Genomic DNA, 13,913 nt, shown 5'->3' on the forward strand with positions numbered 1-13,913 from the left:
GTTCAGACGAGTTTGAGGCGCTTGCGCATGAGCCACTCGACGGTGAGCAGCAGGATGGCGGCACCAAACCACCACCAGCTGGACCAGAGATTGGTCTCCTGGGTGATGACCTGCTTGCGGTCGATGCTTTGCAGCAGACTGGGGAGATCGGTGGCGGCCTGTTCTTCACGCAGGAAACGACCGCCGCTGTTGGTGGCCATGGTTTCGAGCAGCGTGCGATTCATGGTGAGCGTGGCCCACTCGGGATTGCCGGTGTCAGAGACGTGGAGGGAGAGGCGTGCCTCACTGCGCGGTGCGCTGGGGCTTTCGGCCACGGCGATCTCATAGGTGCCAGCTTTGAGCGGTGGCGTGAGTGCGCGATAGACGCCGATGTGAGTGGGGTCTGCTTCGAGCTGCAGGGTTGCTACATCTGCGCCGTCGTGGATGAGGTAGGCGCGGGGTTGTGCATCAGTAACGATGTCGCCTTTGTCATTGCGCACGCGCACACGGATTTCGGAGGCTTCGCCGGGCGAGTAACGCAGGCGGTCGGTGCCGACGGAGAGCTTCTTTTGATCGATCTGAAACGGCGGGGCGGCGATCCACGCGCCGAGCTGCATCCACAGGCGCTGATGATACAAGTCCGCGACCTGGAAGCGCCAGCGCCAGAGTTCATCCGTGCCGAGGTAAAGCACCGCACCGGCACCGACCTGACGAAAGACGATGGTGGGCTGCTGGGCTTTGGCGAGCGTGATGGCGGCTGGCAGGGGCTCCACGTTCGCGTGCCAGTTCACTTTGGAAAGCGTGGGCCAGAGCGCGGTGTTGGCGCTGGGGCTGTCGCTGAGGCGCAGTGCATCGAAGCGCTGGCCATCGGTGGTGAGTTCGAGGCTGGTGGGCTGATGCCTGGTGTTGGAGGGGCCAAACTTGACGGGGATGAGCGGGGCTGTTTTGCCCTGGCTCCATTCGTGCAGTTTGCCGCGCTGACCATCGATCATGATCAAGCCACCGCCGCGTTTTTCGACGAACTCAAGGATCCAGTCGAGGCTTTCCGGCTTGAGGCGGGTTGGTATGACTTCACCAAGAATGATGAGGTCATAGCTGAGCAGCTCGTCGCGTGTTTTGGGGAAGTCTTTTTGCAGGGGGGCGGTGGCGGCGTTGTCGGCCATGTCATCAAAGATGGCGGTGGCCTGCCAGCGCTCATCGCGGTCGAAGTGATTGTGGATGTAGCGTGATTCCCAGCGCGGACGGCCATCGAGGATGAGCACTTTGCGTTTCTTCTCCAGCAGGTGAATGGAGAGCTCGCGGGCGTTGTTGGAGCGTGTCTTTTCCAGCGCGGCGCGGTCGCCGCTGGCGGAGATGAGGATGTTCACGCTGCGCAGGGTTTTATCGCGCTGACCGGGGGCGGGTGGTGGCAGTTCGGTGACGGGGAAGATGAAATCGAAACCCTTCTCGCCTTTGCCATCGGTGGTGAAGTCTTTTTTCCACAGCACCTTGCCCTGGCTTTCAATGCGCACATTCGCAGGAACCCCGGCGGGCATGCTGTCGTTGACGGTGAGTCGGCCCTGGAAGTTTTCCTTGGAGAAGACGGATTCGGGAGCTGTGACAGCCAGCAGGGCCAGATCTGGCGGAGGGATTTCAGTGCCGAAACCGATGGTGAAGATGGCCGTGCCGCTGGCCTTCAGCGCGGTGCTGAATTCTTCGGGAGAGCCGGTGGAATTGTGCTGGCCGTCCGAGAGCACCACGAGTGCGGTACCCGCAGTCACGGGACCGAGGGCGGCGCGCAGGGTTTGATCGAGATTGGTGATGGGAGAGGTGGCGGGCAGCTCAAACGTGGCGGGCATGTCGCCGGAGGTGTCCTTGCCACCCTGGCGGTACCACCACAGGCGCTGAGTGTTCATGCCACGCAGGGCCACGAGCTCCACATCCTGCGTCTCAGCGAGTTTTTTCAGCAGCGGTGTGGTGCCTTTGAGCAGGAGATCTTCGGCGCGCAGAAAGCGGGCTTTGGAAGTGCCAGCGGCAGCCCCGGCGGCTTCATCGGTGAGCTGCATGCTGGCGGAGCTGTCCACCGCGACGATGACGCGGCCAAGCTGACGCAAGGTGGTAACGTGGCGCAGGATGGGACCCGCGAGCGCGAGCACGAGAATGAAGACCGCCAGCGAACGCAGGATCGCGGGCACCTGCGCCGCGCGGCTGCTGACGAATTTTAATTCGCGGCGGTAGAGAAACCACATCAGCGCCGCAAGACCGAACGCGAGCACGACCACCGGGAGCGGCGAATAGCCGCCGGTGAAGCGCAGGGAGGTTTCGGTTTGGGGTGTCATTCAGTCAGTCAGATTGTTTCAGCCCTTGGCGATGTGTTGCTGCAGCAGCACTTCGGCGAAAAGAAGGACCAGCAGGGCGATGAGGAGGGGCTGCCAGAGTTCGCTGCCATGACGGCGGGTGCGGTCGAGGGCCTGGTAAGCGGGCAGGGTGTCGGCGTAGGCGGCGTCGTAACGGGTGGCGATTTTTTGGATGTCAGCGGGAGGCAGGGCTTTGAGATCGGACTCGGTGCCGTCGATGTTGAAGGCGAGGAGCATGGTCTTTTCGGTGCCGACTTTTTGCAGTTGGAAGATGCCGGGCTGGGTGATGGCGGGGCTTTGGACGAAGACGGCGTCACCTTCTTTGACGGACTTCAATGTCTGCGTCTGACCGGTGGGATCGCGCAGGGTGAACTCGGAGCCGAGTTCGGCTTGTTCTAGCGGCAGGCGAATGGAGGAACCCACGAGCTGCCACGCGGGAGCGCTGCCGACGGTGGCGAGGTAGGTGGTGAGGCGCTGCATCAGCGGGACGAAGAAGGGCTGCAGTGGCAGATTGCTCCACTCGGCATTGGCCGTGGTGGCGGCGGCGATGACGCGGCCACGCCCGTATTTCTTCTCGATCATCAGCGGCACATTGCGGTCGAGATTGAAGATGCGCTGAGTTTGATCCCCCTGCGGCGTGAACTCCAGCCAGTGACGGAACTCGGCGTCCTGGAGGCGGCCCGCACGTGCGTCATTGAAATACAGCGCGGAGGGATGCGTGAAGCGCTGCATAAGGATGCGCGCAGGCTGGGAGTCGGAATCGGCGCGGGCCTGGCCCTTGATGGCGGCGGGATACAGGCCTTCGCCTTTGCGGAAGAAGTCGCGGTTGTACCAGTCCAGGTCGCAGTCAGGTCCGGCGAAGACGAGCAGGCCGCCGCCTGCTTTGACGAATTTGTCGATCTCATTCTGAGTGTTGCCTTGCAGGCGCTGCACATCGGCCATGATGATGACTTCCTGCTGACGGAGGTCTTCATTGCGTAATTTGCGCAGATCGATTTTCTTGGTGCGGATGAGATCCTTCAGCGTGGCTGCTGCGACGGTGTGCGGCGTGAGGGCGATCTCCAGGAAGTCGGTGGCGCCGCTGAGCGGTTCTTTGCCGGGGCTGCCATCAATGAGCAGGACGTTGAGCTGATTGCGCACCTGCACGATGGAGTGGAAGGCGTTGTCATCGGCGAAGCTGTCGCCCTCAAGGCGGACGGAGAGGGAGTGGTCGCCGACTTTGTCGAAGGCATGCGTGAAGGAGAGCACAGCCTCGCCTTCGGGGGCGAGTGACACGCGCGCGGTGCGCAGGCGCGCGCCGTCGGCTTCGAGATGCACGGGGATGTCCTGCCAGGGACGCTTGCCGTGGTTTTTGATGCGGACGCGCAGGCCGATGGGCTGGGACTCTGCGGCGACGAGTGCGGAGATGTCGGCGCTGGCGATGCTGATGTTCTCCGCGAGATCACTGCCCACGCGGAAGAAAGTGATCTGCGGCTTGGGCTCCTGCTTGCTGAGATTTTCGAGTGCGGGCAGCTCGGCCCCGTCGGCGATGGCTTTCCAATCAGCTTCCTGGAAATCGGAAAGGATGACGACTTCGCGTGCGGCATTGGGCGAATCCTTCAAGGCCGAAGTGGCAGCCTGGAAGGCAGCGTTTGCCGCCAGCGGACCGGACATGGAGGGCACCTCGCTGAGCTGCTTGGGAATGAGGGTGCGATCCGTGGTGGCCTGATCCAGCAGCTTGCGCGGCGTGCCGCCGGAGAGAACTACCTGGGCGCTGGAGCCGTCCGGCAGATCGGTGAGCATGGTCTGCATGTCCTGCCGCGCCTGCTGCATGACGGTGCCGCCGGGCAGCGTGGTCTGGGCGGCGGGGGCGCGCATGGAGAAGGAGTCATCCAGCATGACGATGAGCGAGGAGCTGCCGAGCCCGAGTGAGCGCAACGCCGTGAGCACCGGTCGTGCGAGACACAAGGCGAGTACGATGGGAATGGCGATGCGGATGATGAGCAGCAGAAGCTGCTCGACCTTCATCTTGCGCTTCCGCTGGCGGATGACCTCGTGCAGCAGGTGCATGGCACCCCAGCGCACGGTGACGACCTTCCGCTTGTTGAGCAGGTGGATGATCAGCGGAATGAGGAATGCCGCTGCGCCGAAGAGAAGGATGGCGTTGAGGAAACTCATCGCATTCTCAATGCTAAATAACTCCGCAGCGCGGCGGAGTGGGATTCATCGGTAGGCAGGCTCAAGTAATCGACCTGATGTTTGCGAAAGCCTTCTTTGAGCTGTTCGGCGAAATTCTGCTGGGCCTCGATGTAGCGCTGGCGAATCGTGGCGGGGTCGAGGAGGAGGAAGTCGTCGTCGTTTTCGAGGTTTTCAAAGCGGGCCCAGTTGCCAAAGGGGAAGTCAATTTCATCGCGGTCCCAGAGTTGGAGCGCGATGATCTCGTGGCCCTTTTTGCGCAGGACGCCGATGGAACGCAGCAGGGCTGCGGGGTCGTCGAAGAAGTCGCTGATGAGGATGACAAGGCCGCGTCGCTTGAGGCGCTGGGCGAGGGATTCGAGCACCGGGGCGAGGCTGGTGTCCTTGCCGGGCTCGGTCTTGACCATCGTCTCAAGCAGCAGATGCAGGTGCGTGATCTTGGTGCGGCAGGGGATGACGTCGCGGATTTTGGAGTCGAAGGTGATGAGGCCCACGGCATCCTGCTGGCTCATGAGCAGGTAGGCCAAGGAGGCGGCGAGCTTGCGGGCGTAGTCGAACTTCTGTACGCCCTTCTGGCCGCGATAGCCCATGCTGCCGCTGGCATCGAGCACGACGGTGGCGCGCAGGTTGGTCTCCTCATCAAACTCACGGATGTAGAAGCGGTCGGTGCGGCCGAAGATCTTCCAGTCGAGGCGGCGGATTTCATCGCCCTGTACATAGGGGCGGTGCTGGCGGAACTCGACGCTGAAGCCCTTGTGCGGGGAGGCATGCTGACCGGTGGTGAAGCCTTCGACAACCGTGCGCGCAAAGAGCTGCAGAGACTGCAGACTGGTGATGTCTTCGGCTTGAAGGATGTCTGAAAGCGTGGCCACTGGGGAGGGGAAATGGGAGAGCCGCGATTACAGCACGCGCGCATCGCTCTTCTTCGTCTTCTTCACCAGCTCGGCGATGATCTGATCCACGGTGATGCCTTCGGCTTCGGCGTGGAAGGTGGGAACGAGGCGGTGGCGCAGGGCAGGGGCGGCGAGGGCCTCGATGTCATCCGTGGTGACGTGCGTGCGGCCCTGGAGAAGGGCGCGGACTTTGCCGGCGAGGACGAGCATCTGGCTGGCACGCGGGCCGGCACCCCAGCTGAGCATGCTCTTCACGTATTCGGAGGCGTCGGGTTCGGTCGGCCGTGTGGCGCGGACGAGATCGAGCACGAAGTCGATGACGTGATCCGGCACCGGCACCTTGCGTGCGAGCTGCTGGGCGGCCTGCAATTCCTCGGCGGTGATGACGGCCTCGATTTCCTGCGTCTCGCCGCCGGTGGTGCGGGCGATGATTTCGCGCTCGTCGTTGCGAGTGGGGTAATCGACTTTGATGAGGAAGAGGAAGCGGTCTTTCTGGGCTTCGGGGAGCGGGTAGGTGCCTTCCTGCTCGATGGGGTTCATCGTGGCGAGCACGAAGAAGGGCTTGGGCAGTTCATGCGTGACCTGACCGACGGTGACGTGCTTTTCCTGCATGGCCTCCAGCAGGGCGGCCTGGGTCTTGGGCGGCGTACGGTTGATTTCGTCCGCGAGGATGATCTGGGAAAAGATCGGGCCAGGCTGGAAGATGAGCTTGCGGCGGCCGGTCTCCGCGTCTTCCTGGATGATCTCGGTGCCGGTGATGTCGGCAGGCATCAGGTCAGGCGTGAACTGGATGCGGCGGAAGCTCAGGTGCATCGCGTCCGAGAGCGACTTGACGAGGAGGGTCTTGGCCAGGCCGGGCACCCCTTCCAGAAGGCTGTGGCCACCGGCGGCGATGGCGATAAACACCTGCTCAATGACGGCCTCCTGTCCGACGATGCGTCTGCCGAGAGCAGCTTTGAGTTTGTTGTAACCTGAGACGAGAGCGGCGGCAGCAGCGGAGTCGGACATGGGGGGGAGATGACGAAATCAGAATGACGAGTGACGATTAAGGCCGTGAGAGGCTTCAACAGAGGAGGAGTGAACACGAGGACGGAGCACGAGTTCTTTCCACTCTTGCATACATGCTGGCAAGAAGACAAAAAAGAAGGATTCGCCAGGCCGGCTGGATCAGATTTTGCTGACGCAGGCGACGGCCATGGCGGCGATGCCTTCCTCACGCCCGACGAAGCCGAGGCGCTCGTTGGTGGTGGCTTTGACGCCGACCTGATCGGGCTGGATGCCCAATGCGGCGGCGATGTTCTTTTTCATCGCGGCGGCGTGGGGATTCACCTTGGGCGCTTCAGCGATGAGAGACGAATCCACGTTCTCAATGCGCATGCCCTTGTCTGAGGCGATCTGGGCGCACTTTTCGAGAATTTTGAGGCTGCAGATGCCTTCGATGGTGGGATCACTGGGTGGAAACCAGTAGCCGATGTCGGGCTCGCCAAGGGCGCCGAGCACGGCGTCTGCGATAGCGTGGCTGAGCACGTCCGCATCCGAATGGCCTTTGAGGCCGCGCGAATGCGGGATGGTGACACCGCCGAGGACGAGCGGGCGGCCTGTTTCAAAGGAATGTACGTCGTAACCGATGCCTGTGCGAACCATGGGAAGAAATCAGGCGTTGTGGTCGGCGGCTTTCTTCAAGCTGGCAAGCACCTCGGAGATGGGGAGGTCGATGCGCTGGCGGTTGAGGAAGTAGCTGACGTTTTCGTAGCCTGCTTCAGTCAGGTGGTTCAAGGCGGTGACGAAATGCTCGCCGACGCGAACCGCGCGATGCGAGTCGGAGCCGAGGACGATGGGGATCTTGCGATCGGCCATCATGCGCAGCATTTCATTCCCCGGATTCATTTCGGAGTAGCTCTTGTTGAGGCCGGAGGTGTTCAGCTCCATGGCCACACCGGTGGCCGCGATGCGGTCGAGAGCGGTGGCGACGGTGTTTTTGACGATGGCAAAGCACCAGGAGTCCGGGTGGTAGTTTTTGACCAGGTCAGGGTGTGCCAGAGAGTCGTAGAGGCCGGATTCGGCCGATCTGGCAAGGTGCTCGAAGTAGGTGCGGCGGAAGTTTTCGATGGTGCCGGTTTCGAACTTGTTGAGGTATTCCTTGGCCTGCCAGTGGACGGCGCCGAGCACGTAGTGGAAGTCGGCACGCTTGTGGAGGTTGGCGATGTATTCCTCACAACCGGGGAAGTATTCGCTTTCGATGCCCAAGCGGATGTCGAGCTTGCCCTTGAAGGCATCGGCGGCGCGCTGCACGAGCGCGACGTAGGTGTCGAATTCGCTCTCTGACATGCGCACCGTGGGCCAGAAGCCGTTCGGCATGGGGCAGTGGCAGGTGAAAATGATGCCTTTGAGGCCGGCTTTGAGGGCCTGCTGGGCATACTCTTCCGGCTCACCCCAGGCATGCTTGCACAGCGGGGTGTGCATGTGGGAATCGTAAAACAAAGCGCCAGTCTTGGTGGGGCCGGGAGGGGGCAGCGGCTGGGCCGGTGCTTTCTTGACCACGGCGACCACCGGAGCGGGGGGCTCTACGGGTACAGCCACTTCCACCGTCGGAACTGGGGCGGGAACGGGGGCCTTTTTGGCGGGCGCGGGCTTCGCAGGAGCGGGCGCTGGTGGGGCTTTGACAGCCACAGGGGCTTTGGCGGCGGCAGGCTTGGAAGGAGCGGGGGGCTGCGGTTTGGCCGCTTTAGCCGCCGACTTGGGGGCTGGCTTGGCCGGAGCAGGAGCGGGCTTCGCCGCGACAGTTTTAGTTTTTGGCAGAGGAGCCTTGGCCGCAGGTTTCTTCACCACGGGCTTGGGGGAAGGAGCTTTTTTGACCACCTTCTTAGGGGCAGGCTTCGACGCTGGTTTTTTAGGCACCGCCTTTTTGGCAGGAAGCGGCTTCTTTTGGGGCAGCGTTTTCTTGGCTGGCACGGATTTGGCTTTGGTTTTGGAGGCCACGGCTTTTTTGGATTTTGCCGCAACAGGCCTGGCCTTACCTTGGGCCGCCTTTTTCGTGTTTCGTTTAGGTTTGCTCACAGTCTAGCTCCTGGTTCCATGCAATATCAGCCATCCTTTTCCTTCGACATCCGCGATCCGTGCGTTTTTACCGCTGCCAACTGGGCCTGGAAAACAAAGTCGTAAAGTTAAAGGGACATCTTTCCAGTTTCCGGTCTGCAGTTGCTGGAGAAGGGGAATGAATTTAGGATCTTTACGATCAAAGTAGGCATAGACGACGTCATTATCGTCGGGATGCTTGATTTCGAGCAGTTCGCTGCCCATCGGAGCCGCCTCCGGTGGAATATTCTGAGGTTTGGACGCGATCACACGGAAGAGCGTGGGCGCGGACGGCTGGGTTTTGATAAATTCCTCCCAGTCGATTTCGCCGTAACGAACGGAACTTTCCCAGTCCACCCGGAAGGTGCCGTCCGCCATTTCTTCAATGATGAGGCTGACAGGCTCGGCATTGGCAAAGACGGCCTGGGCATACCCGAGACGGTAGCCTTCCTCCTCCACCGGAAGTGCCCAGCCCAGAGCTTTCCACTCGTGTGGCGTATGGGGATGGCTGCTGTAGTAATGCTCCATCAAGGGACGCACCCGCTGGGGATCACGGACAAAAGCGAACTGCTGGTCTGTGGTGGAGGCGGCAAAAAAGCGCCGAAGAGTCTGTTCGATTTGGGGTCTTTTGCTCTCGATGTCCACGATGGAGGAGGGGCTCGGGGCACCTGAACCCATGAGTTTCAGCGCGCTGGACTGGGAGCTGACCGGAGTGTTGGCGCTGACTTCATGGGGGGCGGCGCCAGCGGACGGACGGATTTCGGAGGGATCTCCCAAAAGAGCAGGCTGCTCTTTGGCATTGCCCGACCAGTGATGATCCTTGTCATTATCATACACCGACTGTACGTACTCAGGATTGACCCGGGCGGACTCCCAGAGCTTGATCATGACGACCCGTACAACAGTGGCGATCATGATCACCAAGGCCATGCAGCCGAGAATGGTGGCAACGGCGTTGATCATGGCCTCTCTGCGCCGGGCTCGGCTGCGGCGTGGCGGATCATTGTCAGCGATGCTCGGATGTGTCATGGCAAACACGCGTTGGTGGAGCCGAAGGCGGGATTTGAACCCGCGACCCTCGCATTACGAATGCGATGCTCTACCACTGAGCTACTCCGGCATGAACGTGTGACTTTAAGACGCTAATTATATAAGGGGTGCTCAGATCTTGTCATTTGCTTTCTTTGGCAGGTGGAAAAATTCTTAGCTCAAGGGCGGCTGAGGAAAGCTGGGGGAGGGGCGGATGACTGCCGCCCGCCTCCCGACACCTCGTGCTTGAATCTTGGGTGAACTCACGGAACATGGCCCATGCCCAGTCCGACCATCACTGCACAAGCTGGAACTCCCTATGGTGAATTTCTTGCCGAGCAGGAGGAAATTCAACGCCTGAAGTGGCTCGCCAGCGAGAGCGAAGGCCATGACATCGGGTTTGAGTTCGCGCTCAATGACTGGGCCCAGAACCACCGCGCCGAGTGGCGCAGCATGCGAAACCGCATGCAGCAGCAGCGGCAGGACTGAGTTTTTGCCCGCCGGCCGGGCAATATTGCTGAGAATGATGCGTTATGAGCCGGTCATGATTTGTCGTGCTGCCGCCCTTGGGGTGATGTTATTGCTGTTTGTCCCACCGCTGCACGCTGCGGCGCGCACCAACGTTTTGTTCATCATGGCGGACGACCTGCGGCCGGAGCTGGGCTGCTACGGCTCGGTGGCAGTCACGCCCCATCTGGATGCGCTGGCCAGACGCGGCATGCTTTTCCGGAAAGCCTACTGCCAGCAGGCAGTGTGCAATCCCTCCCGCTCCTCCATGCTGACCGGGCAGCGGCCGGACACCCTGGGGCTGTATGTGAATGGGACGCATTTTCGTGAGATGAAGCCGGCGGTGAACACGCTGCCAGGGTGGATGAAGGAGCACGGCTACACCACCCGCTGCGTGGGCAAAATCTTCCACAACTGGCACACCCAGGAGCATGGTGACCCGCGCTCCTGGAGCGCTCCGGAATTCCTGCACTATGCAAATCATGGCGATGACGTGCCGCAGGTCAGCGAGCCGCTGCCGCCAAACCTGGCCACGCTCTCCAGCACCCTGCGCCAGTACGGCAAGGTGCCGCTGTGTGAGTGCCGTGATGTGCCGGATGAAGCCTATTATGATGGGCGGGTGGCTGCCGAGGCCGTGCGTGTGCTGGGAGAGATCAAAGACGAGCCGTTTTTTCTGGCCGTTGGTTTTTGGAAGCCGCACGCCCCGTTCAATGCCCCCAAAAAATACTGGGACATGTATCAGCGGGACCGGCTGCCGGTGCTCGATCCCGCACGGCCTGCCGCCGCACCGGAGATCGCCTTTCATCAGAGCACGGAGATTCTGGGGCCGGTGAAGGATCAAAAGCAGCCCACCGCAGAGCAGGCGGCGGAGATGAGGCATGGGTATTTCGCTGCCATCAGCTACATGGACGCCCAGCTGGGGAAGGTGACTGCCGCGCTGGAAAAGCAGGGCCTGCTGGACTCCACCCTCATCGTCTTCTGGGGAGATCACGGGTATCATATAGGCGAGCACAGCCTATGGGCCAAGACCTCGAATTTCGAACTCGATGCACGCGTGCCGCTCATCATTGCACCACCGCAGGCAAAGCATGCCGGGGGCAGCACGGATGCCCTGGTGGAAATGGTGGATCTTTTTCCCACCATCACCGCCCTGTGCGCTGTCCCGGATGCGCCGGGCCTGGACGGGGTCAGCCTTGTGCCGCTGCTCAACGATCCCATGGCCAAAGTCAAAGACGCCGCCTACACGCAGTTTCCACGGCCTGCCTATCCGGACCGCACCCCGCGTGGCAGGCCGGAGGTGATGGGCGTGAGCGTCCGCACCCCGACGCTGCGCTACACCGAATGGCGGGATTTTGACACAGGCAGCGTAGTGGCCAGCGAGCTGTACGAGCACGTCCGTGATGCGGCGGAAATGAACAATGTGATCGCTACTCCGGCTGATCGTGCGGCCCTTGAACAGGCGCAGCAGCTTTTGGTACGCCAATTTCCGCGTGGAAAGCGATAAAACAGGAAAAAGGACTGTAAAAAAGCGCAACTTAATGGTTGCCAATGACGCCCAAATTTTGTTAATCATCATTAAGCCACATGAAAAATCGTTTTCTATTCCTTGCCCTCACCGTCTGCGCCCTTTCCAGCATCGCTTATGGTGACATCCAGTCTCCTCCCGGACACCACTTTACCTGGAGCCGGAAACTCAGTCGCGGTATCGGCAACGTTCTGTTTGGCTGGTTCGAATACCCGGCCGTCTGGCGCAAGTCAAACGAGTCGGATGGCTCCATCGCAGCTGCTTCCGACATGATCGTCGAAGGGACCAAGCGCACCTTGGTGAGAGCTGGTTACGGCCTCTATGAGATTGCCACCTTCCCAGTTCCTAGCTGGAAGCGCACCTACCGCCCACCTTATCACCACAAGGAAAATGTGGACACCTGGTGGGGCTACACCGAGTTCGCTCCTGAAGTGGGCTTCCGCTCCGAGGTTCCTTACTCCACTTCTCAAGGCTGGTAACCGCCAGCAAGGCAAGTTTCTCAAGGCACAGACTGCAAACAGTCTGTGCCTTTTGTTTGCAAAGCAGGGTTCCTGCTGGCAAGAAAGAACCGTTTCCTCATGCCTGAAGCTCATAAGATCGACATCCACCATGTGGCCAAGCTGGCCCGGCTTACGCTCACCGACGAAGAAGCCAAGCGCTTCGAGTCCCAGTTAGATGGCATTCTGACCTACATCGACACGCTGACGCGTTACGATCTGGAAGGAGTGGAGCCGACGGCGCATGCCATGCCCGTCTATGATGTGCTGAGGGCGGATGAACCCCGACCTGGGTTTACCCAGGAGCAGGCGCTTTCCAATGCGCCCAAACGTATCGCCGACCAGATCCAGATCCCCAAGGTGATCGAGTAACCGTCCACCCGCTGCCGCTGCTTCCAGCTTTCTTTTTCCTATGCTCGCCTCCTCCACCATCGCAGCCCTGCGCAAAGGCATCACTGCGGGTGAAATCACACCACGAGACATCGTTTTGGATGTCGCCAAATCCATCGAAGCAGGCAATGCTGAGATCGGTGCTTATTTGTCCTGGGACGTCGATGCCGCGCTCGCGGAAGCCGACCGCGCCGATGTCACGAAGCCGCTGGGTGGCATCCCCATCGCGGTGAAGGACAATATGAACGTGACCGGCCAGCCCTGCACCTGCGGCTCGCGCATTCTGGCTGAAAACTACACGGCGCCCTACGATGCGGGCGCCATTCAGAAGCTGCGGGCGGGTGGTGCCATCCCCTTTGGCCGGCTGAACATGGATGAATTTGCCATGGGCTCCAGCACGGAGAACTCCGCGCTCGGCGTCACGCGCAATCCGCGTGATCTTTCCCGCGTCCCCGGCGGCTCCAGCGGTGGCAGTGCGGCAGCGGTGGCGGGGGATCTCGCCATTGCGGCTTTGGGTTCAGACACGGGCGGCTCCATCCGTCAGCCTGCGGCGCTCTGCGGCTGCGTGGGCATCAAGCCCACCTATGGCCGTGTGTCCCGTTATGGACTCGTGGCGTTCGCTTCTTCGCTGGACCAGATCGGCCCGGTGACCAAGACGGTGGAAGACTCCGCCCTTTTGCTGAATCACCTCTGTGGTTACGACGCGCACGACTCAACTTCGCTGAATATCGAGGTGCCTGATTTTACCGCCGCACTCGGCCAGGACATCAAGGGCCTGCGCATCGGTTTGCCCAAAGAGTACTACATCGACGGCATCCACGCCGGGGTGTCGGCCAGCGTGCAGGCGGCCATCCGCCAGCTGGAATCTCTCGGGGCCATCATTGAAGAAATCAGCCTGCCGCATACGGAGCTCGGTGTGGCCACTTATTACGTGCTCGCACCTGCAGAGGCATCGGCCAACCTCGCCCGCTTTGACGGTGTGCGTTACGGCCACCGCAGCAGCAGTGCAGGGGATTTGATGGAGCAGTACACCAAGTCCCGTTCGGAAGGTTTCGGTCCCGAGGTGAAACGACGCATCCTGCTGGGCACCTACATGCTCAGCTCCGGCTACTATGACGCGTATTACATCCGTGCGCAGAAGGCGCGCACGCTGATCCGCAATGACTTCACGGAGGCCTTCAAGAAGGTGGACGTGATCCTTTCCCCCACCAGCCCCACCCCTGCGCACAAGCTGGGAGAACTCAAAGACAACCCGCTGGCCGCCTACCTGGAAGACGTGTTCACCATTCCCGTGAATCTGGCCGGCCTCCCCGGCATCAGCCTGCCATGCGGTACGGTGGAGGTGGAAGGCAGGGCACTTCCCGTGGGACTTCAGATCGTGGGCAAGGCGCTGGACGAAGCCACCGTGCTGCGTGTGGCGCATGCGTATGAGCAGTCGCGCTGAGCAGCTTGAATAAAGTGAAGAAAAACTCTCCACAGAGTTTGACAAAAGAACGCACTGGTCTAC

General features: G+C 61.0%; 12 protein-coding genes and 1 tRNA gene. 5 read left to right on the forward strand and 8 right to left on the reverse strand.

The window, feature by feature from the left end; all coding sequences use genetic code 11:
• Nucleotides 1-2: 2 nt before the first annotated feature.
• From ACILSL_RS07910 to ACILSL_RS07945, 8 genes are all read right to left on the reverse strand, one after another.
• A complete protein-coding gene (locus ACILSL_RS07910) occupies nucleotides 3-2,297 on the reverse strand; it encodes a hypothetical protein (RefSeq protein ID WP_395731463.1) in 2,295 nt (764 codons plus the stop codon).
• 18 nt (nucleotides 2,298-2,315) lie between these two features.
• A complete protein-coding gene (locus ACILSL_RS07915) occupies nucleotides 2,316-4,472 on the reverse strand; it encodes a BatA domain-containing protein (RefSeq protein ID WP_395731464.1) in 2,157 nt (718 codons plus the stop codon).
• Complete coding sequence (locus tag ACILSL_RS07920) at nucleotides 4,469-5,362, reverse strand: DUF58 domain-containing protein (protein WP_395731465.1); 894 nt, start codon at nucleotides 5,360-5,362, stop codon at nucleotides 4,469-4,471. Before ACILSL_RS07920 ends, ACILSL_RS07915 begins: the two co-directional genes overlap by 4 nt.
• A gap of 27 nt (nucleotides 5,363-5,389) precedes the next feature.
• A complete protein-coding gene (locus tag ACILSL_RS07925) occupies nucleotides 5,390-6,391 on the reverse strand; it encodes an AAA family ATPase (RefSeq protein WP_395731466.1) in 1,002 nt (333 codons plus the stop codon).
• Nucleotides 6,392-6,550: 159 nt separating this feature from the next.
• Nucleotides 6,551-7,027 (reverse strand): 2-C-methyl-D-erythritol 2,4-cyclodiphosphate synthase, encoded by a 477-nt coding sequence (gene ispF, locus ACILSL_RS07930; protein ID WP_395731467.1) that lies wholly within the window; start codon nucleotides 7,025-7,027, stop codon nucleotides 6,551-6,553.
• A 9-nt stretch (nucleotides 7,028-7,036) separates the two neighbouring features.
• On the reverse strand, nucleotides 7,037-8,362 hold the full coding sequence (locus ACILSL_RS07935) for a histidinol-phosphatase HisJ family protein (RefSeq protein ID WP_395731468.1): 1,326 nt from the start codon (nucleotides 8,360-8,362) through the stop codon (nucleotides 7,037-7,039).
• A gap of 81 nt (nucleotides 8,363-8,443) precedes the next feature.
• The gene (locus ACILSL_RS07940; protein ID WP_395731469.1) at nucleotides 8,444-9,379 is read right to left on the reverse strand and encodes a hypothetical protein; all 936 of its coding nucleotides are present in this window, start codon (nucleotides 9,377-9,379) and stop codon (nucleotides 8,444-8,446) included.
• A 124-nt stretch (nucleotides 9,380-9,503) separates the two neighbouring features.
• Nucleotides 9,504-9,578: transfer RNA gene (locus ACILSL_RS07945), tRNA-Thr, on the reverse strand.
• Nucleotides 9,579-9,766: 188 nt separating this feature from the next.
• Between ACILSL_RS07945 and ACILSL_RS07950 the strand changes: the two genes are divergently transcribed.
• The 5 genes from ACILSL_RS07950 (at nucleotide 9,767) to gatA (ending at nucleotide 13,850) form a co-directional block, all read left to right on the forward strand.
• Entirely contained in the window at nucleotides 9,767-9,976 is a 210-nt protein-coding gene (locus ACILSL_RS07950; RefSeq protein WP_395731470.1) for a hypothetical protein, read from the forward strand.
• A 55-nt stretch (nucleotides 9,977-10,031) separates the two neighbouring features.
• Nucleotides 10,032-11,498: a sulfatase gene (locus tag ACILSL_RS07955; protein ID WP_395731471.1), complete on the forward strand. Its 1,467-nt coding sequence runs from the start codon at nucleotides 10,032-10,034 to the stop codon at nucleotides 11,496-11,498.
• 80 nt (nucleotides 11,499-11,578) lie between these two features.
• Nucleotides 11,579-11,998 (forward strand): exosortase system-associated protein, TIGR04073 family, encoded by a 420-nt coding sequence (locus ACILSL_RS07960; RefSeq protein ID WP_395731472.1) that lies wholly within the window; start codon nucleotides 11,579-11,581, stop codon nucleotides 11,996-11,998.
• A gap of 99 nt (nucleotides 11,999-12,097) precedes the next feature.
• Complete coding sequence (gene gatC, locus ACILSL_RS07965) at nucleotides 12,098-12,388, forward strand: Asp-tRNA(Asn)/Glu-tRNA(Gln) amidotransferase subunit GatC (protein ID WP_395731473.1); 291 nt, start codon at nucleotides 12,098-12,100, stop codon at nucleotides 12,386-12,388.
• A gap of 40 nt (nucleotides 12,389-12,428) precedes the next feature.
• Nucleotides 12,429-13,850, forward strand: a complete 1,422-nt coding sequence (gene gatA, locus ACILSL_RS07970) for an Asp-tRNA(Asn)/Glu-tRNA(Gln) amidotransferase subunit GatA (RefSeq protein ID WP_395731474.1) — start codon at nucleotides 12,429-12,431, stop codon at nucleotides 13,848-13,850.
• Nucleotides 13,851-13,913 lie beyond the last annotated feature (63 nt).

Source organism: Prosthecobacter sp. (assembly GCF_044222345.1).
GTDB lineage: Bacteria > Verrucomicrobiota > Verrucomicrobiia > Verrucomicrobiales > Verrucomicrobiaceae > Prosthecobacter.